This is a genomic window from Streptomyces sp. MST-110588 (assembly GCF_022695595.1).
Taxonomy (GTDB): Bacteria; Actinomycetota; Actinomycetes; order Streptomycetales; family Streptomycetaceae; genus Streptomyces.
Genome location: NZ_CP074380.1, coordinates 3702099 through 3727357, shown reverse-complemented (window position 1 = coordinate 3727357; position 25259 = coordinate 3702099). Strand labels below are relative to the sequence as shown.

Annotated in this window: 22 protein-coding genes, 1 tRNA gene, 2 pseudogenes and 1 CRISPR repeat array; of the genes and pseudogenes, 15 read left to right on the top strand and 10 right to left on the bottom strand. The window is 70.6% G+C overall.

What is annotated here, in order from left to right:
• Positions 1 to 24: 24 nt before the first annotated feature.
• Genes KGS77_RS16360 through KGS77_RS16350 form a run of 3 tightly spaced genes read left to right on the top strand, consistent with a single transcriptional unit; the run spans position 25 to position 1290 of the window.
• Positions 25 to 432, top strand: coding sequence for an NUDIX hydrolase (locus tag KGS77_RS16360; RefSeq protein WP_242587499.1), 408 nt, complete (start codon positions 25 to 27; stop codon positions 430 to 432).
• A 46-nt stretch (positions 433 to 478) separates the two neighbouring features.
• Positions 479 to 907: an ATP-binding protein gene (locus KGS77_RS16355; RefSeq protein ID WP_242582162.1), complete on the top strand. Its 429-nt coding sequence runs from the start codon at positions 479 to 481 to the stop codon at positions 905 to 907.
• Positions 901 to 1290 carry a hypothetical protein gene (locus tag KGS77_RS16350; RefSeq protein WP_242582161.1) on the top strand — a complete coding sequence of 130 codons (390 nt, stop codon included), beginning with the start codon at positions 901 to 903 and terminating at the stop codon, positions 1288 to 1290. Before KGS77_RS16355 ends, KGS77_RS16350 begins: the two co-directional genes overlap by 7 nt.
• Before the next feature lie 157 nt (positions 1291 to 1447).
• Here the strand turns inward: KGS77_RS16350 and KGS77_RS16345 are convergent, their stop codons facing one another.
• Positions 1448 to 1699, bottom strand: a complete 252-nt coding sequence (locus KGS77_RS16345) for a hypothetical protein (RefSeq protein ID WP_242582160.1) — start codon at positions 1697 to 1699, stop codon at positions 1448 to 1450.
• 374 nt (positions 1700 to 2073) lie between these two features.
• Between KGS77_RS16345 and KGS77_RS16340 the strand changes: the two genes are divergently transcribed.
• The 7 genes and pseudogenes from KGS77_RS16340 to KGS77_RS16310 all read left to right on the top strand — a co-directional run bounded on the left by KGS77_RS16340 (position 2074) and on the right by KGS77_RS16310 (position 8909).
• Positions 2074 to 2610 carry a hypothetical protein gene (locus tag KGS77_RS16340; protein ID WP_242582159.1) on the top strand — a complete coding sequence of 179 codons (537 nt, stop codon included), beginning with the start codon at positions 2074 to 2076 and terminating at the stop codon, positions 2608 to 2610.
• A 98-nt stretch (positions 2611 to 2708) separates the two neighbouring features.
• Positions 2709 to 2782, top strand: a tRNA-Met gene (locus KGS77_RS16335).
• A 179-nt stretch (positions 2783 to 2961) separates the two neighbouring features.
• Positions 2962 to 4068 carry a helix-turn-helix domain-containing protein gene (locus KGS77_RS16330; protein ID WP_242582157.1) on the top strand — a complete coding sequence of 369 codons (1107 nt, stop codon included), beginning with the start codon at positions 2962 to 2964 and terminating at the stop codon, positions 4066 to 4068.
• A gap of 124 nt (positions 4069 to 4192) precedes the next feature.
• Positions 4193 to 4649: a CRISPR direct-repeat array (repeat unit 29 nt; unit sequence GTGGTCCCCGCGTGTGCGGGGGTGGTCCC).
• 75 nt (positions 4650 to 4724) lie between these two features.
• Entirely contained in the window at positions 4725 to 5609 is an 885-nt protein-coding gene (locus tag KGS77_RS16325; RefSeq protein ID WP_347404498.1) for a DUF2797 domain-containing protein, read from the top strand.
• Positions 5610 to 5940: 331 nt separating this feature from the next.
• A pseudogene (locus KGS77_RS16320) lies at positions 5941 to 6246 on the top strand (winged helix-turn-helix domain-containing protein); the annotation flags it as partial.
• Between the two features lie 153 nt (positions 6247 to 6399).
• Positions 6400 to 8088 carry an MFS transporter gene (locus tag KGS77_RS16315; protein ID WP_242582156.1) on the top strand — a complete coding sequence of 563 codons (1689 nt, stop codon included), beginning with the start codon at positions 6400 to 6402 and terminating at the stop codon, positions 8086 to 8088.
• Between the two features lie 44 nt (positions 8089 to 8132).
• Positions 8133 to 8909, top strand: a complete 777-nt coding sequence (locus KGS77_RS16310) for a TetR/AcrR family transcriptional regulator (protein ID WP_242582155.1) — start codon at positions 8133 to 8135, stop codon at positions 8907 to 8909.
• A 157-nt stretch (positions 8910 to 9066) separates the two neighbouring features.
• Here the strand turns inward: KGS77_RS16310 and KGS77_RS16305 are convergent, their stop codons facing one another.
• The gene (locus KGS77_RS16305; RefSeq protein WP_242582154.1) at positions 9067 to 9435 is read right to left on the bottom strand and encodes an STAS domain-containing protein; all 369 of its coding nucleotides are present in this window, start codon (positions 9433 to 9435) and stop codon (positions 9067 to 9069) included.
• A 305-nt stretch (positions 9436 to 9740) separates the two neighbouring features.
• On the opposite strand from KGS77_RS16305, the gene KGS77_RS16300 reads away from it, so the two are divergent.
• Complete coding sequence (locus KGS77_RS16300; protein ID WP_242582153.1) at positions 9741 to 10433, top strand: GAF and ANTAR domain-containing protein; 693 nt, start codon at positions 9741 to 9743, stop codon at positions 10431 to 10433.
• A 148-nt stretch (positions 10434 to 10581) separates the two neighbouring features.
• Positions 10582 to 11316, top strand: coding sequence for a GAF and ANTAR domain-containing protein (locus tag KGS77_RS16295; protein ID WP_242582152.1), 735 nt, complete (start codon positions 10582 to 10584; stop codon positions 11314 to 11316).
• A 60-nt stretch (positions 11317 to 11376) separates the two neighbouring features.
• Here the strand turns inward: KGS77_RS16295 and KGS77_RS16290 are convergent, their stop codons facing one another.
• From KGS77_RS16290 to KGS77_RS16280, 3 genes are all read right to left on the bottom strand, one after another.
• Positions 11377 to 12219, bottom strand: coding sequence for a YceI family protein (locus tag KGS77_RS16290; protein WP_242582151.1), 843 nt, complete (start codon positions 12217 to 12219; stop codon positions 11377 to 11379).
• Between the two features lie 212 nt (positions 12220 to 12431).
• Entirely contained in the window at positions 12432 to 15014 is a 2583-nt protein-coding gene (locus tag KGS77_RS16285; RefSeq protein ID WP_242582150.1) for an MFS transporter, read from the bottom strand.
• 11 nt (positions 15015 to 15025) lie between these two features.
• Complete coding sequence (locus KGS77_RS16280) at positions 15026 to 15499, bottom strand: MarR family transcriptional regulator (RefSeq protein ID WP_242582149.1); 474 nt, start codon at positions 15497 to 15499, stop codon at positions 15026 to 15028.
• A 213-nt stretch (positions 15500 to 15712) separates the two neighbouring features.
• Between KGS77_RS16280 and KGS77_RS16275 the strand changes: the two genes are divergently transcribed.
• On the top strand, positions 15713 to 15928 hold the full coding sequence (locus KGS77_RS16275) for a hypothetical protein (protein WP_242582148.1): 216 nt from the start codon (positions 15713 to 15715) through the stop codon (positions 15926 to 15928).
• Between the two features lie 462 nt (positions 15929 to 16390).
• On the opposite strand, the gene KGS77_RS16270 is transcribed toward KGS77_RS16275, so the two are convergent.
• The 4 genes from KGS77_RS16270 to KGS77_RS16255 form a co-directional block, all read right to left on the bottom strand.
• A complete protein-coding gene (locus tag KGS77_RS16270; protein WP_242582147.1) occupies positions 16391 to 17227 on the bottom strand; it encodes an RNA polymerase sigma factor SigF in 837 nt (278 codons plus the stop codon).
• 190 nt (positions 17228 to 17417) lie between these two features.
• Entirely contained in the window at positions 17418 to 18227 is an 810-nt protein-coding gene (locus KGS77_RS16265) for an RNA polymerase sigma factor SigF (RefSeq protein WP_242582145.1), read from the bottom strand.
• A 342-nt stretch (positions 18228 to 18569) separates the two neighbouring features.
• Positions 18570 to 18863 (bottom strand): Dabb family protein, encoded by a 294-nt coding sequence (locus KGS77_RS16260; RefSeq protein WP_242582142.1) that lies wholly within the window; start codon positions 18861 to 18863, stop codon positions 18570 to 18572.
• A gap of 59 nt (positions 18864 to 18922) precedes the next feature.
• Complete coding sequence (locus tag KGS77_RS16255) at positions 18923 to 19087, bottom strand: hypothetical protein (protein ID WP_242582139.1); 165 nt, start codon at positions 19085 to 19087, stop codon at positions 18923 to 18925.
• 755 nt (positions 19088 to 19842) lie between these two features.
• On the opposite strand from KGS77_RS16255, the gene KGS77_RS16250 reads away from it, so the two are divergent.
• Both KGS77_RS16250 and KGS77_RS16245 read left to right on the top strand, forming a co-directional pair.
• Positions 19843 to 20223: a metalloregulator ArsR/SmtB family transcription factor gene (locus tag KGS77_RS16250; protein ID WP_242587497.1), complete on the top strand. Its 381-nt coding sequence runs from the start codon at positions 19843 to 19845 to the stop codon at positions 20221 to 20223.
• 232 nt (positions 20224 to 20455) lie between these two features.
• A pseudogene (locus KGS77_RS16245) lies at positions 20456 to 23551 on the top strand (HAD-IC family P-type ATPase); the annotation flags it as partial.
• A gap of 25 nt (positions 23552 to 23576) precedes the next feature.
• Here the strand turns inward: KGS77_RS16245 and KGS77_RS16240 are convergent.
• A complete protein-coding gene (locus tag KGS77_RS16240) occupies positions 23577 to 25244 on the bottom strand; it encodes an LCP family protein (RefSeq protein WP_242582134.1) in 1668 nt (555 codons plus the stop codon).
• Positions 25245 to 25259 lie beyond the last annotated feature (15 nt).

Below are 25259 nucleotides of genomic sequence, written 5' to 3'. Positions count from 1 at the left end.
GTGAGCACCGACCGTCCGCACTCCGTGAGCGTCGCCGGAGTCATCGTCGACGACCAGGGCCGGGCTCTCCTGATCAAGCGCCGCGACAACGGCCACTGGGAACCGCCGGGCGGAGTCCTCGAACGCGAGGAAACCATCCCGGAAGCCCTTCAGCGCGAAGTCCTCGAAGAGACCGGCATCAAGATCGATCTTCCAGCGACCTTGACCGGTGTCTACAAGAACATGACGGGCCTGATCGTGTCTCTGGTCTTCCGCTGCCGGGCCGCCGACGGCACCCCCGCCACCGGGGACGAGACCCGCGCGCTGCGGTGGGCCACCCGCGAGGAAGTCACCGAACTCGCCGACGAGGCGTACGCGATCCGCGTCCTGGACGCGCTCGACGCGACTGCCCCGCCGGCCGTCCGCGCCCACGACGGCGTGAAACTCGTCTAGCCCGAACCCGCTGTACATGGCGGCCTACCAGCGCGAAGGAGCTTGTATGCACGAGTATATGAGTAGGGTTCGGGTCTGGGGGCTCAGTTGCCCAGGTTCCCCGGAAGAGGTGAGCCGGGCCCGCCGATGGACCCGCGACGTACTGCGCGATTCCCCGCTGGCCGAGGACGCCGAACTGCTCGTGAGCGAGCTGAGCTCGAACGCGATCCTGCACACCGCCAGCGGGCGGGACTCCGGCAGCTTCCACCTGTCCCTTGCGGTCACTCCACAGGTCATCGCCCTGTCGGTCACCGACGACGGCGGCGCAGGCACGTACCCCAAGGTCGAGGACCAAAACGAGGAGGCCGAGCACGGCCGCGGGCTCGGCATGGTCAACGCGATCGCTCACCGCGTGGTGGTCCACAGCAGCCAGGGCGCCCACACCGTCACCGCAGAACTCTTCACGAGCAACCGGCCAGGAGCCCACCCATGCTGAAGACCGACAAGCCCCGCCGCGGCTACTGGTGCGAGTGCTGGACGCAGGACCTCGCGAACCCGACCGAGAAGCCGGCCCTGCACGCATCCTTCGACGCCTACTCGGCCCACCAGGCCGACAGGTGGGTAGCCGTCGCCCTCCGCACCATCACACCGGCCCTCGACCCCGACGCCTCCCGCGAAGCCTGGACCTGGCTCTGCGAAGGACGCATGAAGGCCAGGGCAGCCCTGCTCCACCGACAGCCTTACACGGTGACCGTCACCCAGGCCACCACCCGCATCACCTGGACCATCCGCCCCGTACTCTTCCTCCCCCTAGCCCACCGGCACGGCACCGCACTCCCCGCCTGCACAGAAGACTTCAAGCCCCTCCCGCCAGCCTGAGTTACAACTTTCTCTACTGGTTCAAGCCCGCCCTGCGGGCGGGGTGGCCGTGGGATCGCTCCCGGACCGCCACGGAGGGGAGCGGACCACGCCGGAGGGGCCGGCGTGAGCGCGAACATGCGACCCACATGCTTCAAGTCAATCTGGTTGAGCCTGGTCAGGGCTTCACACGCTTGGGGGAATCGTCCTGACACCAGCCGCCGGGTGGATGGCCCATCTCGTAATAGCCCTGGACGAGACCTGCGATCACGGCGAGCGAGCACACAAGACAGGCGAGCATGCCGACCCAGAAGGCTATTTTCTTGACCTTGCGGCGGTTGATGGCGGCGAGACGCCTTTCCGCGGCCGAGGTGCGGACTCTTTCGAGCGGTTCGGATCCCGTGGCTTCTGGGGGGCGCCGTTCCAGCAACGCAGGTTCTGATAACCCGCAGGGCTGTCCCGCTGCGAGTCAACACGACTGTCACGTCGGCGGGTTCGCATACGGGGCGACCGTACGTATCAGCAGGGGTGTCAGCAAGGGGTGGCCTGGGCCGTGAACTCGCCTCTGCTCGGCGTGCCGGCCGCGTGCGCCGCATGCTTCGCCGCCAGGCCCAGTAGCGCATCCTGCGGTTCTTCGCTCCCGTAACGGTGATCGGCGAACGCCCTGCCGGCGCCGACGGCCGGGCGCCATGACATTTGTCCTGGCGAGGTAGGGACGCTTGATGCTGCCGGGAAGACCGGGGTTTTACCAGGATGGAGACATCACAGGGCAGCAGTACTTCACCACTTCACCAGGGGACGGACATGAAGATCTTCACGAAGGCCGAGAAGAAGTCGACGCAGGTTTCCGCGGAGGAGCTCGCGAACGTCAAGCCGCTGCCGGTGTGGTTCTTTGCCTTCGAGGGGGTCATGGGGGCCGCCTACGACCTGTGCCACGCGTGGTCCGGTGCCTGGATGGTGATCCTGGGCTTCGCGGCGGTGAACATCACCGTCGGCCTGACCGTGCTGCGCCGCCGGATCAAGCTGGTGAAGGCGCTGCTGAAGAACTCCCGTACCCGTTTCATCGCCATCGGTCTGATCGCCTTCCGGATGGGCGCACACGCGCTGCTGGGCGCTCTGGGCACCCAGGTCACCTCCACGGTCGGGCATGTCCTCTTCGCGGTCGTCATGGCGGGTACGACGATGGCGCTGCTGTGGTTCGACCAGCGCGTCACCTTCCGCGCCCTGGGCCTGACCCCCGGCGCCGCCCGGGACGCCCGGACCGGCGAGACGGTCCAGGCCGCCGGTACCGTCCAGACCGCCGGTACCGTCCAGGCCGGTCAGACTGTCCAGGCCGCCTGAGGGACCTGTGGCCGCCGCACACCGGCCCCGGATCGCCTGTCGGTTCCGTAAAGGATTTCCCAGGTGGTGGGGTGGTGGCGTAAGGTCGGGTTCACCGACGCGGGGTGGAGCAGCTCGGTAGCTCGCTGGGCTCATAACCCAGAGGTCGCAGGTTCAAATCCTGTCCCCGCTACTGCTGAATGACAGGCCCGGTATACGTACTCGCTGTACGTATACCGGGCCTGTTGTCGTTGCGTGAGCGCTGGGGACGTTGGCCCAATGATCGCGCTGTGCAACGATCGGGCCATGAGGGACGGGTGGGGACGGGTGATGAGGGCCCGGCCGTGAGGATCGGGGGATGGGGGCGGGGGTATGAGCGCTTTCGCGGATGACGGTCGTCATCGGGTCGCCGTACTGGTACGGCACGGTCTGCTGCCGATCGAGGTCGGGATCGTGCACCGGGTGTTCGGGCACGCCCAGGGGGCGGGGGGCGAACCCCTGTACGAGGTGCTGACGTGTGCGCCGGAGCCGGGTGAGACACGTACGGACGCCGACTTCACGATCTACGTGGCGCACGGGCCCGAGGCGCTGGAAGAGGCCGACACCGTGGTCGTACCGGCCTCCCAGGAGAGCTACGGCATGGACGACGAGGGGCGGCTGCTCCCGTCGGTGGCCGAGGCGATGGCCCGCATCCGGCCTGGTGCGCGTGTCGCCTCGATCTGTACGGGTTCCTTCGTCCTGGCCGCGGCCGGGCTGCTGGACGGGCGGCGGGCGACCACGCACTGGAAGTCGGCCCAGGAGTTCCGGCGGCGGTTCCCTGCGGTGGCGCTGGACGCGGATGTGCTCTACGCGGACGAGGGGAACGTCCTGACGGCGGCGGGCGTCGCCTCCGGCATCGACCTGTGCCTGTACATGGTCCGGTGCGACCACGGGGCGGCGGTCGCCAACGACGTGGCCCGGCGCACGGTCGTACCGCCGCACCGTGACGGCGGACAGGCTCAGTACATCCGGCGGCCGGTTCCCGAGCCGCAGCTCTCCTCCACGGGCGCGGCACGGGCCTGGGCGCTGGAGCACCTGGACCGGCCGGTCAGCCTGCGAGAGCTGGCGGCGCGCGAATCGATGAGCGTACGGACCTTTACGCGCAGGTTCCGGGAGGAGGCCGGCATCTCGCCGTTGCAGTGGCTGACCCAGCAACGGGTGGAGCGGGCCCGCCAGTTGCTGGAGGAGACGGACCTGACGATCGACCGAATCGCCGCCGAGGCCGGCTTCGGTACGGCGGCTTCCCTGAGACAGCACCTCCAGGCTGCTTTGGGGGTCTCACCCAGCGCATACAGAGCGACGTTCCGGGGCCCGGGGCCGGGGCCGGGGGTGGGCGCTGCGGGAGCGGGGGCGCCCCCGGACGGCGGGGCACGGGTGGGTCCCGCAGGCGCCGGGGGCCGACGGCTCTTGGCCAAGTCGGGCAGCGGACTGGCCTGTTGACTGTCGACCGTGGCGATTACCTTGATGCGATGAGTAGGCCATGCCCGGAGTAGGTGTTATGTCGAGTTCTCGGAAAGTAAGCAAAAACGGCCCTCTCGCCGACTGAAAGCCCAGGTCAGCTCCTGTGGTCCCCGCGTGTGCGGGGGTGGTCCCGTCGTGGTGAACGCGCCGGTGCCGCCAGGGTCGTGGTCCCCGCGTGTGCGGGGGTGGTCCCGGTGGGGGAAAAACTCAACACCGTACCCACCGGTGGTCCCCGCGTGTGCGGGGGTGGTCCCTTCAGCCGGGCCGCGCTGATCGCCGTCGACCGGTGGTCCCCGCGTGTGCGGGGGTGGTCCCCGGCCGCCGCACATTCTGATTGGAGACCTGGAGTGGTCCCCGCGTGTTGCGGGGGTGGTCCCGAGCCCTGGTGGATACCCGGCTGGACGGCGCAGTGGTCCCCGCGTGTGCGGGGGTGGTCCCCGGGCCGTTCCGTCCATGTCGACCAGGAGAGTGTGGTCTCCGCGTGTGCGGGGGTGGTCCCCAGTCCTCGGTGACATGGTCGAGGACGTGGATGTGGTTCCCGCGTGTGCGGGGGTGGTCTGGGCGGTTACGTGAACGCCGTCGAATGGTCGGTCGCGTCCGCGGCGGGGCCGGTGGGGCGGCCGTAGGGTGGGTGGGTGTGGTGGTGTACGGGGGTGTGGTGGCGGGGGGTGCGGCAGGGGCTGGGGTGGTATTCGCCTGAGCGGGGCGAGGAGCGGTTCAGTGCGTTGGCGGCGGGGCGGGGGCTGGCGTTTGCGGTGGTGGGGGAGCGGCGCTGTGTGGGGGTGCGGCGCGGGGGGCGGTGGATTTTGTGTCCGTACGGGGCGGTGCTCGACGGGGGGAGTGCGAGCGGTCGGTGTGCGGATTGTGCGCGGTTGGACCGGTCCCGGTCGGTGGCTGCGGACACGATGGGTGATGATCCGCGGCCCTATGGGGTGTATTTGGCGTATTTCGGGGCCGGGTTGGTGAAGGTGGGGATCACGGGCGTGGCGCGGGGGGCGGCGCGGCTGGTGGAGCAGGGGGCCGTCGGGTACGCGTGGCTGGGGCGGGGGCCGTTGATGGCGGCGCGGCGGGCGGAGGCGTTGCTGGGGAGCGCGCTGGAGGTGCGGGACCGGTTCGGGAAGGCGGAGAAGCGGGCGGGGCGTGCGGCGTTGCCGCCGGTGCCGGAGCGGGCTGCCGCGCTGGCCGCACTGCATGCGGCGGCGCAGGGGCTGGCGGGATGGCCGGAGGCGTTGGAGCCGGTGCCTTTCGCGTACGAGGACCAGGGGGAGCTTTTCGGGCTGGCGCGGGTGCCCGTGGGGGCCGGGGAGGTCGTGGCGTTGGCGGCGGGGGAGGAGATTGTGGGGGAGGTGGTGGCTGGGGTGGGAGGTGATGTGTATGTGAGTGATGTTGGGGGTGGGGTGTTTGTGGTGGATGGGCGGTTGTTGGCGGGATGGGTGTTGAGGGGCGCGGCGGGTGGGGTGACGACTGTTTCCGTGCGGCCGGGAGGTGCGGGCGCGGGCTGTCAGGAGGGGTTGTTTTAAGGGCTGGTGGGCCGCGGGTTCGGTGAACGAGCTGGTCAGGGCGATTGTCAGTGGTGGGTGCCATGCTGATGGGGTGTTGGCCGGCTGGACCGCGCGGGGGCGGCCCAGCCGGCCGGCGGGGGGAGGGATTGTGGGATTGAGGGGTTGAGGGGTTGAGGGGGCGGTTGCGGGGGGTGGGCTGGTTTCTCGGGGGATCTGTGAGGGGTGGTTTCTTAGGGGATTTATAGGGAGGGGAAAGGGGGTTTTCAGGGCGGGCGGGCATGGTGGGGGCATGTCCATGACCTCGGCGCCGCGGCGCCACTTCTCTCCGTATGCGTCCAGCGGGCCCCGGTTGAGTGTTGGGGATCTGTTGATGGATGAGGACAGTCGTGCGGTGTGGCGCGGCGGGGAGGAGATCGGTCTGTCGCCGACCGAGTTCGAGCTGCTGCGGTTCCTGATGCGCAATCCGTGCCGGGTGCTGAGCAAGTCGCAGATCCTGGACCGGGTCTGGAGCTACGACTTCGGCGGCCGGGCCAATGTGGTCGAGCTGTACATCTCCTATCTACGTCGGAAGATCGATGCGGGGCGGGATCCGATGATTCACACGCGGAGGGGGCTGGGGTATCTGATCAAGCCGGGTTCGGCGTCCGTGCGCTGAGAAAAAGTCGCTGTACGGCGTATAGCGATCCCTGTACGGTGTATGTGGGCCGTCGCGCCCGCACTTGCACCCCTGCACGTCCGCACGTCTGCAACGTCCGCGCGTCTGCAGCGTGCGCATGCCCGTACGCACGCACCGCACAGGGAGCCCCTTATGTCCACCGTGGCCGAGACAGCCACCCCATCAGGCACCCCGCCCGGGAGCCCGCCCCGCAGTTCGACGCGCTGGCTGATCCTGGGTGTCATCTGCCTGGCGGAATTAACCGTCCTGCTCGACAACACCGTTCTGACCGTCGCCGTGCCTTCCCTCACCGGGGAGCTGGGCGCGAGCACCGCCGACGTCCAGTGGATGATCAGCGCGTACTCGCTGGTCCAGTCCGGACTGCTGCTGACCGCCGGAAACGCCGCCGACCGCTACGGGCGCAAGAAGATGCTCGCCACCGGCCTGCTCCTCTTCGGCGCCGCGTCGCTGGGGGCGGCCCTCGCCCAGTCGCCGGGGCAGTTGATAGCCGCCCGGGCGGCCATGGGTGTCGGCGGCGCACTGCTGGTGACCACCACGCTCGCCGTCGTCATGCAGACCTTCGACGACAAGGACCGCCCCAAGGCCATCGGCATCTGGAGCTCGGTCAGCTCGCTCGGCTTCGCCACCGGGCCGCTGATCGGCGGTGCGCTGCTGGACCACTTCTGGTGGGGTGCGCTCTTCCTGATCAACATTCCGGTCGCGCTCCTCGGTTTCGTCGCCGTCCTGAAACTGGTGCCGGAGTCCAAGAGCGGCAGCGAACACCGTCCCGATCTGCTGGGCGCGCTGCTGTCCACGATCGGCATGGTCGGTGTGGTCTACGCGATCATCACCGGACCCGAGCATGGCTGGCTGTCGGGCCAGGTCCTCGTCTCCGCCGCGGTCGGCCTGGTCGCCCTGACGGCGTTCACCCTGTGGGAGCTGCACGTCCCGCACCCGATGCTGGACATGCACTTCTTCCGTGACGCCCGGTTCATCGGCGCGGTCTCCGGCGGCATCCTCGTGGCGTTCGGCATGGGCGGCTCGCTGTTCCTGCTCAGCCAGCACCTCCAACTGGTCCTCGGGTACGGGGCCCTGGACGCGGGGCTGCGGATGGCGCCGCTCGCCCTGACCGTCGTCCTGCTGAACTTCACCGGCCTGAGCGCCAAACTGCTGCCCAAGCTCGGCACCCCGGGCATGATCGTCACGGGGATGACGCTGCTCGCGGGCGGGCTCGCCGCCATCGCCACCCTCGGCGGCCACAGCTACGGAGGCATGCTGTTCGGCCTGGTGGTGATGGGTGCCGGCATCGCGGTGGCGATGCCCACCATGGCCAACGCCATCATGTCCGCGATCCCGCCGGAGAAGGCGGGCGTGGGCGCGGGCGTCAACGGCACGCTGATGGAGTTCGGCCAGAGCCTGGGCGTCGCCGTCCTGGGCGCGGTCCTCAACTCCCGCTTCGCGGCGCTGCTGCCGGCCGTCGCGGCCGGTGCCGGCTCGCTGCCCGCGGCCCTCGCCCTGGCGCGTACGGACGCGGAGCGGGTGAGTGTGCAGGACGCCTTCGCGGCGGGCATCGAGGTGAGCCAACTGGTCGGCGCCGGGGCCGTCTTCCTGGGCGGAATGCTCGCTGCCGTACTGCTGCGTCGTACGGAGCGTACGCCTTCGTCGGCACCGGAACCGGAGCAGAACCCGTCCGCGGCTGCGTCCGGCGCCCGGTCCGGCGCACCGGCCGGCGATCCGTCCGATGAGGCGTCAACTGTGCGGTCCGCGGCGTCCGGGCCCGAGAAGGGCGGGGCCGCCGAAGAGGCCGTCCGGCCGGGGCCCGCGGGCGGCCGGCCGGAATAGCATCGAGTGCGCACCACTGCGAACGGAACGAAGGAGGGCGCGCCATGGCAGCGACGGACAGCCGCGCCGGCAAGCAGCTCAAGAGTGTCTGGCTGGCCGAGCGCCCTCCCCTCAAACGGAAGGCGGACCAGCCGGCCGGGCTGGACCTGGACAAGGTGGTGGCGGCCACCGTCCGGCTGCTGGACGCCGAGGGGCTCGCGAAGTTCTCGATGCGCCGGCTCGCCGCCGAGCTGGGTGTCACCGCCATGTCGGTCTATTGGTACGTCGACACCAAGGACGCCCTGCTGGAGCTGGCCATCGACGCGGTGACCGGCGAGATGACCCTGCCCGACGAGGCGGACGAGGGCGCGGACTGGCGCGATCACCTGCGGCAACTCGCGGGGGAGTACCGCAGGATGCTGCTGGCCCACCCCTGGGTGGCCCGCCTGCTGGGCGAGTACCTCAACATCGGACCGCGTTCGATCGCCTTCAACAACGTCACGCTGCGCGCCATGCAGCGCAGCGGTCTGCCGCAGGAGAAGATCTCCGGCGCGCTGGCCGCCGTCTTCCAGTTCGTGTACGGGTTCAGCGCCGTCGAGGCCCTGCACGAGGCGCGCTGCCGCGAGGTGGGCATCTCCCTGGACGACTACTTGGAACAGGTCATGGGGACGATCCGGAGCCTGCCGGAATTCGCCGAGACCTGGCAGATGTCCTCCAAGGCCCTGGACGCCGACCGCGGGCTGAGCGCGAAGGAGCTGAGCGAGCGCGACTTCGCGTTCGCACTCGACTTGCAGATCGCGGGGATCGAAGCACTGCGTGACGCGGGGCGCACGGTGGCGTGAGTGCGCCGGTGAATCCGGGCGCGCGCCGATGACGGCGGGTGCGCGCCGGTGATTCCGAGTACGCGCCGGTGACCGCGGGTGCGCGCCGGTGCTCCCGTACGTGCCTCGGCGGTTCAGGGCGCACGCGCCGGTGCGGAGTCGGCACCGGCGCGTGCCGTCAGCGGGGAAAGCTCGCCGGGCCGCCCAGCAGCGCCTCGGCCAGGTCATCGTAAACAGGGACGTCCCTGCGGATATGGACCATGTCCAGCAACCGGCACACTTGGGGCGTACGGGCCGCCACCCGCAGCGGGGCGCGGCTGCGTTCCCAGGCGTGCTCCTTCACGGAAGCGATCAGTTCCAGCGCGCTGGTGTCGATGAAGGACGTGGCCGTCAGGTCCAGGATGAGCGCGTCCAACGTTTCGGACCGTGCGTCGACGATGCCGCTGGCGTCCTCGTACAGCGCGCCGGCGTTGGCGAAGTCGACTTCCTCGGGCAGGGAGAGAAGGGTGCAGCGCGCGAGGTCGTGCGCCACCAAGTGATGTGTCATCGGTTTCACACCTGTCCAACCAGTGACCGTGGGGTCCGGCAGGGCGGGCACGCCGGACGGGCAGACCTGCGCCGGGGGCGGACCCCCTCAACAGGGCCGCTTCCTGACCCGGGCACTCCATTGCACCACGTGCGGGCGCGCCACGGAGCATTCCGACCGAGATCGACCCCAAGAGTCCGTGGACGGTAGAGTGTTGCCCATTCGTGTGCTCGCAGTCGGGAATGTGCTGCGGAGCTCTCCTGCGTATGGCCTTACGGCCATGCATGCCGAAGAGGTTCGTGGTGGATTCCCTACATACTTCCGAAGTGTCGTTTTCCGGCGACGCCTTTGGGCTGGCCGAGTCGCTGACGGCGGCTGCGGTCGAGCTGCACGTCGCGGACGGCCCCCGCGCGACCATGCGTACCGCCGTCAACCTCGCCGTACGGACCGTGCCCGCCGCCGAGTACGCCGGCATCTCCGCGGCCGACCGCAACGACCAGATCCGCACCCTGGCATGGACGGACGAGATCGTACGGACGGTCGACCAGTCCCACGACCGCTTCCCCGACCACCTGCTCGACCGCTTCCACGAGAGCGGCAGCACCGTCATCGAGCGCGGCGAGAGCGACCCGCAACTCAGCCTCGTGGGGCTGCGCTCCGCGCTGTCCTTCCGGCTGCGCGGCACCGCGCGCCGCACCAGCGTGCTGACCGTCTACGCCCGCGCACCGCGCGCCTTCGACCGGCATTCCGTACGCATCGGGCGGCTGCTGAGCGCATACGTCGGCATCGCCCTGGAGTCGGCCATGGTGCAGGAGCAGCTCACCGAGGCCATGCAGACCCGCGATGTGATCGGGCAGGCGACCGGGGTGCTGATGGGCAAGCTCGACATCAACGGCACCGAGGCGTTCGGGCGGCTGGTGCGCGCCTCGCAGAAGGAGAACGTGAAGGTGCGCGACATCGCGCTGCGGATCGTGGAGACGGCCAACGGGACGCAGGGTCCGCAGCCGGCCAACGGGTAGGAGGCGGGGCCGCCGCCGGGCAGGCAGCCGCGCCCGGCGGAGCCATGGTGGAGGTGCGCGCCCGGCGGCCACGGTAGGTGATCGCGCCCGTACACACCGGCGCCGAGGGGGTGTCGGAGAACCGTACAGGGGTACTCGCGGCGGCACGATGACTCAAGGCAACGGATTGGATCTGCTCGCGCTGCACCGGTCACTGGCCGACAGCGAAGACCTCGACGCCTTCCTCAAGGACCTGACCGACCGGGCCGTGGAAAGTCTCGAACACGTGCACTCCAGCAGCGTCACACTGTGCCGCCACGGCCAGGTGACCACCGCAGCCAGCAGCGACGGTGACGCCCGGCGGCTGGACGAGATCCAGTACGGGGAGAACGGCGGCCCCTGCCTGACCAGCATAAGCGAGGGCTGCGAGCAGCACGTGGCGGACGTCCACGACGAGAGCCGCTGGCCGGAGTACATACGGGACGCGCGGGCGTACGGCGTGCGGTCCGTCCTCGCGCTGCCCTTGAAGGACGGCCGCGCCTGTCTGGGCGCGCTCAATCTCTACGCCAGGGTCCCCAAGGCGTTCGAGGACGAGATGGACACCGCACGGCTGCTGTCCGCGCAGGCCGCCGGTGCCGTGGGCGTCGCCCTGCGCATCCAGCGGCACATGGAGCTGACCGAGGACCTGCGGCGGGCGATGCTCTCGCGCAGCGTCATCGACCAGGCGATCGGGATCGTGATGGCGCGTGGCCGGGTCGACGCGGACACCGCGCTGGAGATCCTGCGCCGCGCCTCCCAGGGGCGCAACGTCAAACTGCGCGACATCAGCGTGGAGTTGGTGACGCAGACGGGCCGCAGGCCGCCCACCCCGAAGGATTTCGGCCCACGGCCCGACCGCCGCTGAGCGTGCCGTAACGCCCGTAACGCCGTTACATGCTCCGCTCCCGCCGTTGTACGCCCCGCGTCACGCCGTCGGCAGGCTCTCGCCCTGTACGGCCTGGATGTCCAGCTCCACCCGCAGCGTCGTGCCGATCGCCGCGATCCCGGCCGCCACGACCTGGTTGTAGTTCATCTTGAAGTCCTCGCGGCTCAGTTCCGCGGTGGCGTGGAAGGCCGCGCGCACCCCGCCCCACGGGTCGGGACCCGTACCGAGGTAGCTCAGGTTCAGGTCCACCGGCCGTACGACACCGTGCAGCGACAGCTCGCCGTGCACGGTCCAGCGGTCCGGCCCGGCCGGCTCCAGCCCGGAGCTGCGGTAGGTGATCTCCGGGAACTCCGCGACGTTCAGGAAGTCCGCCGACCGCAGATGGCCGTCGCGCATCTCGTTGCCCGTGTCGATGGTCGCGGCCTTGATGACCGCCTCGACCGTGGACTTCTCCAGGTCCTCGGCGATCTCGATCCGGCCGCCGAACTCGGTGAAACGGCCGTGCACGCTGGAGATGCCCAGGTGCTGGGCGACCGCCGCGACCGTGGAGTGCATCGGGTCGACGGTCCAGGCCCCCGGCGGCGGCAGCTCCGCGCCACCCTGGCGGGCCAGCACCACCGTGCCCGCGTCCAGCCGGCCGCTCGCCGTGACGATCGCGCTGGAGGCCACCGGCGCGTACCCGACGGCCGTCACGATCACCGTGTACGGGCCGGGGGCCAGCGGCTGCGCCTCCCGTACGACACCGTCCTGGTCGGCCGAGGCGCGCACCATCTGCGCGCCCGTCATGTCGGTGACGGTCAGCACCGCGTGCTGCACCGCCCACCCGTCCCGCGTGCGGATCCGCGCCCGTACGCCTGCCGCTCCCGCGCCCGTCGAAGTCATTCCCGCTCCCGTTTCTCGCCTCGTACATGTCGGGCCCCGGGCAGCAGCTCGCAGGCCGTCCCCTGCCTGTGCGCCGAGCCGCCGCCCGGGGTCCTGGGTCCCGGCCCGGGGCGCGCCTCCGCTCGAACGATGCGCCGCGGGCCGGGGATCGGTTGCCCGGAGCCGCGCTCCGGGGCCCGGAGCCGACCGTCGGTCAGCTCCGGGGGCCGGGGTCAGTCCCCGGGGTGGGCGAGTTCGACGTCGAAGCCGTCGACCCCGCGTGCGTCGACCGTCAGGCCGCCCGCGACCGGCGGGTAGCCGCTCGCGATGACCGTGTAGTCGCCCGCGTCCAGGTCGGTGAAGGCGTACGCGCCGTCCTCACCGGTCGTCGAGGTGGCCACGACGTTGCCCGCCGCGTCCACCAGCGTGACCCGCGCGTCCGGCAGCGGACGGCGCTGCGCGCCCGCCCGTACGACGCCCTGCACCCGCGCGCCGGACAGCAGCTCGACCTCGATACGGGTCGTGCCCTGCCCGCCGACCTCGACCGGCAGTGCGGTCGGCCGGAAGCTCGCGGCGTTCACCGCGACGGTGAAGGAGCCGCTCGCCAGCTCCTCGAAGGCGAAGTGGCCCTCGGGGCCGGTCGTGCCGGTGGCCAGCACCTCACCGCGTACGTCGGTGACCACGACCATCGCACCCTCCACCGGCTCGCCGGTCACCGCGCCGCGCACCTGGCCGGTCAGGCCGCTGGTGCCGCTGAGCAGCACGTCGTAGCTCAGGGGCTGGTCACCGATGACGATGGTGGACGCCTGCGGCTGGTGGCCGTCGGCCGCCGCGATGAAGACGTACGAGCCGGCGCCGGGGGCGCTGAGCACGTACGAGCCGTTGGCCTGGACCGCCGAGCGGCCGAGCTGCTGACCGCTGAGCGAGATCAGCGTCACCGCGGAGCGCGGCACGGGGTTGCCCTCGGCGTTGCGTACAAAACCGTGCACGGAGGGACCGGACGGGGTGCCGGGAGCCTCCGGGGCACCGGCGGACGCGTACGCCGCCAGCGGCTGGGTGTCGGTGGCCTGGGCCTGCCGCGCCCAGGAGGGCGCCCGGCCGTCCCCGTCGTCCGCGACGGACGGCGCGCCGGCCATGGCGGGCACCGGCTCCTCGGCCCGCGCCGCGGCGGGAGCCGTGGCACCGGCCGCGGGGACGGCGGTGTCCGCGCCCTGCGGCTCGGCGGACTGCGCCAGGCCGCCGCGGGTCTTCAGCGCGACCTCCTTGATGAAAAGCGTGAGGAGGAAGGCCAGCAGCGCGCAGGGCGCCGCGTAGAGGAAGACGTCGCCGACACCGTGGCCGTACGCGCTCTGCATGACCGTACGCAGCGGGGCGGGCAGCGCGGCCAGGTCGGGGATGCCGCCGCCACCGCCGGAGCCCTTGGCCAGGTGTGCGGCCTTGGGACCCAGCTCGGTCAGGCCCTCCTTGACGTAGTGGGTGACGCGGTTGGCGAGCACCGCACCGAGCGCCGAGACGCCCACCGCACCACCGAGGGAGCGGAAGAAGGTGACGACGGAGGACGCGGAGCCCAGGTCCTGCGGGGCGACCTGGTTCTGGGTGCACAGCACCAGGTTCTGCATCATCATGCCGATGCCCAGGCCCATCAGGGCCATGAAGATCGCGATGTGCCAGTACTCGGTGTCGTAGCGGATGGTGCCCAGCAGGCCCAGGCCGGCGGTGACCAGGACGCCGCCGGAGACCAGCCACGCCTTCCACTTGCCGGTCTTGGTGATGACCTGGCCGGAAACCGTCGAGGAGACGAACAGGCCGCCGATCATCGGGATGGTCATGATGCCGGACATCGTCGGCGACTTGTCGCGGGCGAGCTGGAAGTACTGGCTGAAGAAGACGGTGCCGGTGAACATCGCGATACCGACGAACAGCGAGGCCAGCGAGGCGAGGGTGATCGTCTTGTTGCGGAACAGCCGCAGCGGGATGATCGGCTCGCTCGCCTTGGACTCCACGAACACGAAGACCGCGCCGAGCACGATCGCGCCGCCGACCATCACGAAGGTCTGCCAGGAGATCCAGTCGTACTTGTCACCGGCCAGCGTCACCCACACCAGCAGCAGCGAGACCGCCGCGCTGATGAAGAAGGCGCCCGCCCAGTCGACCTTGACCTGCCGCTTGACGACCGGGAGCTTGAGGGTCTTCTGGAGCACGATCAGCGCGATCACCGCGAAGGGCACGCCGACGTAGAAGCACCAGCGCCAGCCGAGCCAACTGGTGTCGGTGATGACGCCGCCCAGCAGCGGGCCGCCGACGGTGGCGACGGCGAAGGTGGCGCCGAGGTAGCCGCTGTACCGCCCACGCTCACGCGGGGAGATCATGGCGGCCATGACGATCTGGGCCAGGGCGGACAGACCGCCCACGCCTATGCCCTGGATGACACGGCAGGCGATGAGCATGCCGGCGTTCTGCGAGAGTCCGGCCGCGGCCGAGCCCAGTACGTAGATGATCAGGGCGACCTGCACCAGCAGCTTCTTGCTGAACAGGTCGGAGAGCTTGCCCCACAGCGGGGTGGCGGCGGTCATCGCCAGCAGCGATGCCGTCACGACCCAGGTGTAGGCGCTCTGGCCGCCCTTGAGGTCGTGGATGATCTCGGGCAGGGCGTTGGAGACGATCGTCGACGAGAGGATGGCGACGAACATGCCGAGCAGCAGCCCGGACAGCGCCTCCATGATCTGTCGGTGCGACATCGGGGCTCCGTCGGGGGCCGGGTGGCCCCCGCGCTTGGCGTGGCCGCCCCGCACACCGGACGGTGTGGTCGTAGCCATGTGGTTCCTTTTCATACTGCGGGTGTACGGGTGGTGGAGTCGTGGTGCGCCCGGGGACGGCAGTCGCCGAAGCTGTCACGCAGCCTGGCGAGCAGCTCGTTGAGACGGCCGACGTCGGCGTCGGACCAGTCGTCCAGGTACCGGGCGAGTGATTCCGTGTAGCGCTCGGAGAGCTCCGCCAGGAGTTCCCGGCCGCTCGGCGTCAGGCGCAGCAGCCGCGACCTCTTGTCCAGTGGATCGGCCTCTCGCTCGATCCAGCCGCGCTCCGCGACATGAGCGACATGTCGACTTGTGACCGACATGTCGATCGCCAGCAGTTCGGCGAGCCTGCTCATCCGCATCTCGCCGTAACGATCGAGCAGGGTGAGCACACCGGCCGAGGCGGGCGGGCAGTCGTGGGGGAGGATGCGTCCCATTTCGCGCTTGACGGCACCGATGGCACTGAGCTGCCGGGCCAGCTCCTCGTACTGACTCTGAGCGGCCATGGGCACCTCCACGCATTCATTTGTTGCTTAGGGCAACCATAGAGTCATTTGGTTGCTGAAGGCAAACGTATATCGGACCAGAAGGGTAAAAGGAGCGAAAAGAGTGGGCCGTGGCGTGGTCAAGGAGCGCGATGGGCCCCGTAAAGCCGCCGGCCAGTGATGAGTGAGGCCCAGGGGTGCCTTCGATGCCCTTGTTCGCTAGGGTCCTGCCCTATGGCGAACTACCCGCAGAACCCGGCCGACGGCAACCACGACCCGGCCGGCAGCACGCAGATGTTCCGCGCCTTCGTCGACGAGGGCACGCCGCAGGGCGGAGGGCGCCGGGCCGCGGCGCCGCAGGCTGCCGCCGGCCCGCGCATCGGGCTCATCGTGGGCGTCGTGGTCGTGATCGCGGCCGTGGCCGCGGCGGCGTGGCTGGCCCTCTTCTAAGACCTGGGGCGCTCGGAGCGGGGCTGCCCGGGGCCTGGTGCCTGGGGCCGGGGCCTGGGCGTTCGGGGAGCCCTGGAGCATCGCCAGGGGCCGGCGCTCGCGGGGTGACGCCCCGGCGGGCGCTTTCCGCCGGAAAGCGGAAGCTGCCTCAAGCGGGCGGGGGCGCGCGGGCGTTGGATGCCCGGCGGGTGTCTTTCTGTACGGCCTGTACGGCGCTTGTACGGGTCCTTGTCCGGGTCCCGTACGAGTTCCGCACTTACCGGTCCGGGACGGCTCGCATACGTTCCGTACGTCGAACGCTCCATCCCGTACGGGTGGTTCACCTCGCAGGAACGATCAGCTTGCCGTACGGGTGATCAGCTTCCCCTACGGGCGATCGCCTTCCCATGAGGGCGACAACCTTCCCGTACGAGCCATCCGCGCCGGCCGCCCCGCCCCGTGACGGCGGACCGGCGCCCGGCGTCAGTCGGAGATGAGTCCTTCGCGCAGATGCGCAAGCGTCCTGGTGAGCAGGCGCGAGACATGCATCTGCGAGATGCCGACCTCCTCACCGATCTGCGACTGCGTCATGTTCGCGAAGAAGCGCAGCATGATGATCTGGCGCTCCCGCGGCGGGAGTTTGGCCAGCAGCGGCTTGAGCGACTCGCGGTACTCGACCCCCTCCAGCGCGCTGTCCTCGTACCCGAGCCGGTCCGCGAGCGAACCCTCGCCGCCGTCGTCCTCGGGCGAGGGGGAGTCCAGCGACGAGGCCGTGTAGGCGTTGCCCACCGCCAGCCCGTCGACCACGTCCTCCTCCGACACCCCCAGGCACTCGGCCAGTTCGGTCACGGTCGGCGAGCGGTCGAGCTTCTGGGCGAGTTCGTCGCTGGCCTTCGTCAGGGCCAGCCGCAGTTCCTGGAGCCGGCGCGGTACGCGTACGGACCAGGAGGTGTCCCGGAAGAAGCGTTTGATCTCGCCGACCACCGTCGGCATCGCGAACGTGGGGAATTCCACGCCGCGTTCGCAGTCGAAACGGTCGATGGCCTTGATCAGTCCGATCGTGCCGACCTGGACGATGTCCTCCATCGGCTCGTTGCGGCTGCGGAAACGCGCCGCCGCGTAGCGGACGAGCGGCAGGTTCAGTTCGATCAAGGTGTCGCGGACGTACGTACGTTCCGCGCTGTCCTTGTCGAGCGTGGCCAGCCGCAGGAACAGGGAGCGGGAGAGCGTGCGGGTGTTGATGGCGTCGTCGTCGTGCACATGCGGTGCCGGTGCGGGAATCGCGGCAAGCACCTTCGAGCTGCCCAGTTCTACGGACATGCCACCCCCTTGAGGTCGCGGTCGGGTCGCTGTGGCGTCCCCGGTCCTCGCCGGGCCGGGAACGTATGCCTCCACCTGAATACCGGAGGCGGCGCCGTGGCAAACGCAGTTCCTGCAGAATGTCACATGTCGGCAACGCGCTGTAGCGCCAAGTCGACATATCTGTGCAGGAACGGGTCGCTCTTCCCGGTTATGCCTCGATCCTGTTTGCGGACCGCAGCCGGGCGAAGCTCCGCGACAGTAGCCGCGAGACATGCATCTGCGACACCCCCAGCTCCGCGCTGATTTGCGATTGCGTCAAGTTGTTGTAGTACCGCAGCAGCAGAATCCGCTGTTCGCGCTCGGGCAGTTGTACGAGCAGATGCCGTACGAGGTCGCGGTGCTCGACGCCGGCCAGCTCCGGATCCTCGTAACCGAGGCGGTCCAGCAGGCCGGGCAGCCCGTCACCCTCCTGCGCCGCCTCCAAAGAAGTGGCGTGATACGACCGCCCGGCCTCCAGGCAGGCCAGCACCTCGTCCTCGCCGATCTTGAGGCGTTCGGCGATCTCCGCCGTACTGGGTGAGCGGCCGTGCAGCACGGTCAGGTCCTCGGTCGCGCCGTTGACCTGCACCCACAGCTCGTGGAGCCGGCGCGGCACGTGGACGGTACGTACGTTGTCGCGGAAGTAACGTTTGATCTCGCCGACCACCGTGGGCATCGCGAACGTCGGGAACTGCACCCCGCGGTCGGGGTCGAACCGGTCGATCGCGTTGATCAGCCCGATCGTGCCGACCTGGACGACGTCCTCCATCGGCTCGTTGCGGCTGCGGAAACGTGCCGCCGCATAGCGCACCAGCGGCAGATTGGCCTCGATCAGGGCGGCACGGACCCGTGTGTGCTCGGGCGTCCCCGGATCCAGGCCCGCCAGCTCGGCGAAGAGGACTTGCGTGAGCGCTCGCGTGTCCGCGCTCCGGCTCTCGCGGGATGGAGCCTTGGGCGCAGTACGAGACGTCACGGTCACGCCACCCTTCACTGTCCATTCATCCGGCAAAAGCGGTCATAGCATCACAAGACATGTGCACTGTGTGCAAGCACCGCATAACACCGTGTTGAGGGCAGAGTTGAGCACATGGCGGAGCCGTGAACGGGGTGCGCGGGGGCGTGCGCGGGCGGGTGTGAGCCGCGTGGATCGCTTTATGTCAAGCCTTGGCGATAGCCTCACGATGCGTACGAACCGGGGCGCTGTTCAGCAAGGCGGAACAGGTATGCGAAAGGGCCGTACGGGTTTCTCCGTACGGCCCTGGCGCGGCCCCGGCGTGGCCCCGGCGTGGAGCTCTCGCGCCTCCCGGCAGACCGGGCGGACTCAGAACTCGTAGTCGGCGATCACCCAGGTGGCGAACTCGCGCCACTGGGCCGCGGCGGCCTGATGGGCCGGGTGCTCGATGTAGCGCTTGAGCGCGTCGGCGTCCGCCACGGCCGAGTTGACGGCGAAGTCGTACGCGATGGGCCGGTCGGTGATGTTCCAGGCGCACTCCCAGAACTCCAGCTCCGGAATGTGCGACTTCAGTTCCTGGAAGGCACGGGCGCCGGCCACGACCCGCGGCTCGTCCCGCCGGACGCCCTCGTTGAGCTTGAAAAGGACCAGGTGGCGTATCACCGGAACTTCCCTCCGTACGTACGGACGAGGCGCCGCCGCCCGGGAGGGGCTCCCGCCGCCTACGCGATCAGTGCGGTCATGAACTGCCCGACGCCGTGAGCGGCGGACGAAATGCCCTCGAACCCTATCTGGACGAGATCGGCGGCACGCGCCGGGGACGTGATGATCGTGTAGAGCACGAAGACGACGATCACGTACAGCCCGATCTTCTTCGCCTGCGCCATCTGCTCCGTCTCCCCTACGGCAATGCGTGCGCCTCCCCGGCACCCTGCACGGACGGGCGAGTCTAACCACACCTGCCTCACAAAAGCCCTCACGTATCACCAGCGCGTTTGAGACTCTGCTCTCACGCGCTGTGTCAGGAACCGTGTCACGTGCTGTGTCACGCGCCGTTCGCACTGATGCGCTCTTTAAGGACCAATGACCCGCCCGACGGGGCCCTTTGCCGCTCGGCGGACGGGCGTCCGGGGCCCAGCATGGATGTGTGCCCCGCGGGATCTGGCAGGAGTCCGCGCAGGGCCCGGGAACAGGACCTCGCTGCGGGGTCCACGCCGCGGCTTCCCCCGAGCCCGGCGTGGACTGTGAGGTCCGGCCCTCAACGGGGGAGGCGGCCTGTTCCCCCGGTGCCGCTTCCCCCGACCTGAGCCTCTTTCCGTGCCCCCTCGTGTTCCTCGTTCTCCTTGTGCTCCTTGTTTCCCCTGCTGCCGGGAGTGCCCCGGGAAGCGGCTCCCGGGCCCCTAGGGCGCTTCTGACGGATCTCCGCGGCCTCGCGACGCCCGGCACGCACCCTCGCCGCACGGCGCAAAGGGACAGGTGGCTCCGCCACATGACCCTTCACACCGCACGCCGAGCGCACGCACCGAACACCGCTCCGTCTTCCACGGAGATCCATCAGAAACGCCCTAGACTGGGCCTTTTCGGGGGTGAGGGCGACGGCCCGGGCGGACGGAGAGCGGCAGTGGCGAGAGGCGTCGAGGACGTGACGGACCCGTCCCCCGAGGTACTGACGGATCCCTCCGCCGCGGTACTGACGGAGGCGGCGGCGACCTTCGGGCTGCTGGCCTCGCCCGCGCGGCTCCACATCGTATGGGTACTGGCCCAGGGCGAGAGCGATGTGACCGGCCTCGCCGCGCGGGTGGGCGGCGCGCTGCCCGCGGTGAGCCAGCACCTGGCGAAGCTGAAGCTCGCGGGTCTGGTGCGGTCCCGGCGGGAGGGGCGCCGGGTGGTGTACCTGGTCGACGATCCGGACGTGGTGTCGGTGGTACGGATGCTGGTCGGCCGGCTCGCCGATCGCGTCGATCGCCTTGACGGTAGCGACGGACGCGCGGTGCCGGGACGAGTCCGTGGTCTGGGCGCCTGACGAGGTCACGGCGGCCGGGACCGGCTCCGGCACCGACTCCGGCACTGGCACTGGCACTGGCATCGGCTTCGGAGGTCGTACGGAGCGGGTCGATGACGTACGTGGGCCGGGCGCCGGATTCGCCTCCCTCGCCCCCTCAGCCACATCCACCGCTTCGACCGCACCCGCCACCTCAACTGCACCCGCAACCGCACCTGCCACCGCAACCTCACCCGTATCGTCCACCGCGCTCACGACCCTGGAAGTGCTGCGGCTGCTGGAGAGCGGGCCGCGCGGACTGACGGAGGCGCAGGCCGAGGAGCGTCTCGCGCGCCACGGCGAGAACACGCTCGTGGCCCGGCGCCGCGCCGGCCGGCTCCGGCGGTTCCTGCGCAGTCTGCGCGACCCGTTCACGACGGTGCTGCTCTGTCTGGCCCTGGTCTCGGCGGCCGTCGCCTCCTGGGGCACGGCCTGCGTGATCGGCGTCCTGGTCGTGGTGAGCTGTGTGCTGCGGGCCGGCGGGGAGTACCGGGCCGAGCGTGCCACGGAAGCGCTGCGCGAGCTGCTGCCCGATACGGCGTCGGTAGCGCGCCGCCCCGCCGGTCCACCGGATACGCCCACCTCGGCCGTCCCGCCCGCGGAATCGTTTCGGGAAATTCCCGTCGACCAGCTCGTCCCGGGTGATGTGGTCCGCCTCGCGCCAGGTGACGTGATCCCTGCGGACCTGCGGCTGCTCCGCGCGACCGGCCTCACCGTGCGCCAGGCCGCGCTGACCGGCGAGTCCGCGCCGGTGCCCAAACGCGCGGTCGACGCGCCACCGGCAGCCGCGAACCTGTTCGAACAGCCGCACCTCTGTTTCCAGGGCAGCGGTGTGGTGTCCGGCAGCGGTACCGGAGTGGTGCTGGCGACCGGCGCGCGTACCGCCCTGGCCGACAGCCACCGGGCGGCGTCCGGCAGCCCCGCGCGGCGGCGCCGGGAGAGCGCGTTCGACCGTTCCGTGAACGGCGTCTCCTGGATCCTGATCCGCTTCATGCTGCTGACCCCGCCGCTGGTGCTGATGGCCGACGCCGCGCTGCGCGGGCGCGGGCTGGAGACGCTGCCGTTCGCCGTCGCGGTGGCGGTCGGGCTGACGCCCGAGATGCTGCCGGTCGTCGTCACCGCCGCGCTGGCCCGTGGCGCGGCGCGGCTGGCGCGCGGCGGCGAGGTGATCGTCAAGCGGCTGCCCGCACTGCACGACCTCGGCGCGGTCGACGTGCTCTGTACGGACAAGACCGGCACCCTCACCCAGGACCGCCCCGTCCTGGACTGCTCCCTCGACCCGGACGGCCGGCCCGGCCCGGACGCGCTGCACTGGGCGGCGGTCAACAGCTTGTGGACGCTCCAGCTCGCCGACCTGCCCGTACCGGACGCCCTGGACGAGGCGATCCTCGACGCGGCGGAGGCGGAGGCGGAGGTGGAAGCGGAAGCGGGTGCGGAAGCAAGGGAGGAGGCGGTGGTGGCCGGCGGGGGCAGGCCGGACCCGGCCGCGTACGACGGTGTGGCCGCGCTGCCGTTCGACCCGGTCCGCCGTATCTCCTCGGCGGTGGTGCGACGGCCTGTTGCTCTGGACCCCGTGGACTCCCCGGTTCCCCTGGATCATCCGGGCGCCTCGCGACAGCCGGGAGCCCGGGTGTGGGCGGACGCGGTGATCGGCCCAGGTTCCGGCTCCGGCTGCGGTTCCGGCTCCGATTCCGGTGTCAGTACGGCCTCCGGGCGTACGCAACGGCGTACACGCCCCCGCGCGCGCCCGTACACCCTCGTCGTCAAAGGCGCCCCCGAGGAGGTCCTCGCGCGCTGTGTACGGGTACGCGTACGGGCCACCGGCCAGGACGACGAGTCGCAGCACGACGAGTTGCAGCACGGCGAGTCGCAGCACGGCGTTCCGTGGCACGGTGAGTGGGCGGACAGCGAACTGGACGACGCCGCCCGCGCCCGGCTGACCAGGCTCGTCGAGGAGCGGGCCGCCGACGGCCTGCGGCTGCTGGCCGTGGCACTGGCCGAGCAGCCCGCGCGCCCTCGCTCCTGTACCCCGGCCGACGAGTACGGCCTGACCCTCGTCGGTTTCATCGGACTGCGGGACGCCCTCGCGCCCACCGCCGCCGAGGCGTCGGCGGCACTGGCCCGACGTGGTGTGGCGGTGAAGGTCCTCACCGGCGACCACCCGGGGACCGTGGCACGGGTCTGCCGCGACCTGGGCCTGGGAACGGGGCCGGATGCGGAGCCGGGGCCGGGCTCGGACGTGGGTTCGAGCCCGGGCGTGGGTTCGGGCTCAGGGCCGGTCCCGGTCCCGGTCTCCGTGGTCAACGCCGATCGGATCGACGGCCTGACCGATCAGGAACTGGCCCGCCTCGCCGCCCGGACCACGGCGTTCGCGCGCTGTACGCCCGAGCACAAGGCGCGGATCGTCGGTGTGCTGCGTACGGAAGGGAGCACCGTCGGCTTCCTGGGCGACGGCGTCAACGACCTGCCCGCGCTGTACGCCGCCGACGTGGGAATCTGCCCCCGCGACGCCGTCGACACGGCGCGCGAGACGGCCGATGTGGTGCTCGCCTCCAAGGACCTGAGCGCCATCGGCCGGGCGATCGAGGCCGGCCGGCACAGCACCGCCAACATCACCACGTACCTGCGCGGCACCCTCTCCTCCAACCTCGGCAACGTCATCGCGATGCTCGCCGCGGGGCTGCTGCTGCCCTTCCTGCCGATGCTCCCGGCGCAGGTCCTGGTGCAGAACCTGTGCTTCGACGCCGTCCAGCTCGCCTTCGCCTTCGACCGGCCGGACCCCGCCGCGCTGCGCGGGCCCATGGCGCTGCGCCCCGCCCGTCTGCTGCGCTTCCTCACCGGCTTCGGCCTGCTCAACGCCGCCGCCGACCTCGCCACCTTCGGCATCCTGGCGACGGCGGTGCACGGTGCGGGTGACACCGGTTCCCCGGGCGGCCAAGCGGCTTTCCACGCCGGGTGGTTCACCGAGAATCTGCTCACGCAGGCGCTGGTGATGTATCTGCTGCGTACGGCAGGCCGTGGCCGTACGGAGGACTGTGGCCGTGGCCGTACGGCAGGCCGTAGCCGTATGGAAGACCGTGGCCGTACGTCCCGTTGGCTCGGACACGGGCCGGTCCGCCCCGCCGCCTGCGCGCTCGCCGCCATCGGCGTACTGCTGCCGCTGTCACCACTGGGCCCGGCCCTGGGCATGGCGGCACCGCCGCTCCTCTATTACCCGCTGCTGGCGGGTGTCCTGGGACTGTACGGTGCCGCCTTGGCGCTGGCGGTGGCCGGGACGCGCCGGGGCGTCCGCGCCCGCAGGCACCTGTAACCCGCAGGCACCTGTAAGGGGTGCCTCACCCGTAGGACAGGCCCGAACAGATGTCGTCGTCGGCCGAGCGCACCTTGCCGCCGTTCGCCTTGGAGGCGCCGGCTCCGGGTGCGGCAGTGGCCGTACCGTCTGCCCGGCTCCCGGCATCGGCTCCGCCCCCGGCTCCAGCACCGGCCTCGGCCCCAGCACCGGCCTCGGCCACGTACGTACGACCGAGCACGACCCTGATGCCGGGAGGGCCGACGCGGACCATCTTCGCGCTGGCCAGGCTGCCGGCGACGACCGCCGCCCGGGCCTCCTCGCCCGCGCCGTACTCGACCACGGTGGTGGCGTGGTCCTGGGAGCGCGCGGTCGTGGCGGTGGTGACGGTGAAGCCGTCGGCGCGCAGCCGGTCGGCCGCGCGGGCCGCCAAACCAGTCGTCGTGGTCCCGTTGTAGACGGCGACGCTGATGCCCCGGCCGGGCATGGCTCCGTGGCCGGGAGCCGCAGCCGACCCGGAGGCGGGGCCGGAGCCGGAAGCCGTACCGGACGTCGCGTCACCGGCCGGACCGGTGCCGGAACCACCGCCCGAGCCGGCGGACGAGCCGGCGGACGAGGAACCGCCGATGGCCCGGTCCGCCTTGATGGCCGCCCACAGCTCGTCCGCCTGCGACTGCACGACGGCCACCCGCTCCCCCTGGTAACGCCAGGGCACCGTCACGAACTTGGTGTTGTGCAGATCGATGTCCTTCAGCGACATCGCGAACGACAGCAGCTTGTCGGCCGAGTCCAGGCCCGGGTCCACGGTCATGGACTTGGTGGCCGCGTCGGCGAGCGGCAGCAGGGTGGCCGGGTTCAGGCCCTGCTCCTTGACCTTTTTGATCAGGCTGCCGACGAACGCCTGCTGGCGCCGGATGCGGCCGATGTCGGAGCCGTCGCCGATACCGTGCCGGATGCGTACGTAATCCAGCGCCCGCTGTCCCGAGACGGTCTGCGGCCCCTTGGCGAAGATGCGCTTGCCGGGCGAGCCGAGGTGCGGGTTGAGGTCGCCCTCGTACACGTCCTTGGGCAGACACACCGGTACGCCGCCGACGGCGGAGGTCAGCTTCGAGAAGCCCTCGAAGTCGACGACCACGGTGTGGTCGACCCGTACGCCGGCCATCTTCTCGACGGTGTTCTGCGTGCAGGCGGGGTTGCCCTTGGCCGTACCGCCCACCGAGAAGGCCGAGTTGAACATCGCCTGGGCGCGCGGCGCGGTCCACCGCCCGTCGGGCAGCCGGCACGGCGGCAGGGCGACGAGGGCGTCCCGGGGTATCGACACGGCGACGGCATGCTTGCTGTCACCGTATATGTGCAGCAGGAACGCGGTGTCCGAGCGGCCGATCTCCTCCTTGCCGCCGCCGAGTGCGCGGTTGCCGCCCGACCGCGAGTCCGAGCCGATGACCAGGATGTTCTGGCCGCCCGCGCCCGTGCCGGGGCGCTGTGGGCTGACCCCGTCCGCGTCGAAGACGGAGATGTTGCCGTCGAGTTTGAGGTAGACCCAGCCGGCGCCCGCGACGATCAGTACGAGGAGAGCCGCGGCCAGGACCCCCAGAACCCTCCAGGGCCGTCGCCCGCCGCTGCCGCTGCCGCTGCCGCTGCCGTTGCCGTGGCCGTTCCGTCCGCCGCGTCCGTCTCCGTGTCCGTCCGCTGCTTTGTGGCTGCTTGCTGACATTCGTGCACCCCATCC

Coding starts and splice junctions, on each gene's coding strand:
- KGS77_RS16330 (WP_242582157.1), top strand. CDS start 2,962: ATGAGCGCTTTCGCGGATGACGGTCGTCATCGGGTCGCCGTACTGGTA.
- KGS77_RS16290 (WP_242582151.1), bottom strand. CDS start 12,219: ATGACTTCGACGGGCGCGGGAGCGGCAGGCGTACGGGCGCGGATCCGC.
- KGS77_RS16280 (WP_242582149.1), bottom strand. CDS start 15,499: ATGGCCGCTCAGAGTCAGTACGAGGAGCTGGCCCGGCAGCTCAGTGCC.
- KGS77_RS16255 (WP_242582139.1), bottom strand. CDS start 19,087: ATGGCGCAGGCGAAGAAGATCGGGCTGTACGTGATCGTCGTCTTCGTG.
- KGS77_RS16310 (WP_242582155.1), top strand. CDS start 8,133: ATGGCAGCGACGGACAGCCGCGCCGGCAAGCAGCTCAAGAGTGTCTGG.
- KGS77_RS16275 (WP_242582148.1), top strand. CDS start 15,713: ATGGCGAACTACCCGCAGAACCCGGCCGACGGCAACCACGACCCGGCC.
- KGS77_RS16295 (WP_242582152.1), top strand. CDS start 10,582: ATGACTCAAGGCAACGGATTGGATCTGCTCGCGCTGCACCGGTCACTG.
- KGS77_RS16355 (WP_242582162.1), top strand. CDS start 479: ATGCACGAGTATATGAGTAGGGTTCGGGTCTGGGGGCTCAGTTGCCCA.
- KGS77_RS16305 (WP_242582154.1), bottom strand. CDS start 9,435: ATGACACATCACTTGGTGGCGCACGACCTCGCGCGCTGCACCCTTCTC.
- KGS77_RS16315 (WP_242582156.1), top strand. CDS start 6,400: ATGTCCACCGTGGCCGAGACAGCCACCCCATCAGGCACCCCGCCCGGG.
- KGS77_RS16350 (WP_242582161.1), top strand. CDS start 901: ATGCTGAAGACCGACAAGCCCCGCCGCGGCTACTGGTGCGAGTGCTGG.
- KGS77_RS16340 (WP_242582159.1), top strand. CDS start 2,074: ATGAAGATCTTCACGAAGGCCGAGAAGAAGTCGACGCAGGTTTCCGCG.
- KGS77_RS16270 (WP_242582147.1), bottom strand. CDS start 17,227: ATGTCCGTAGAACTGGGCAGCTCGAAGGTGCTTGCCGCGATTCCCGCA.
- KGS77_RS16240 (WP_242582134.1), bottom strand. CDS start 25,244: ATGTCAGCAAGCAGCCACAAAGCAGCGGACGGACACGGAGACGGACGC.
- KGS77_RS16285 (WP_242582150.1), bottom strand. CDS start 15,014: ATGGCTACGACCACACCGTCCGGTGTGCGGGGCGGCCACGCCAAGCGC.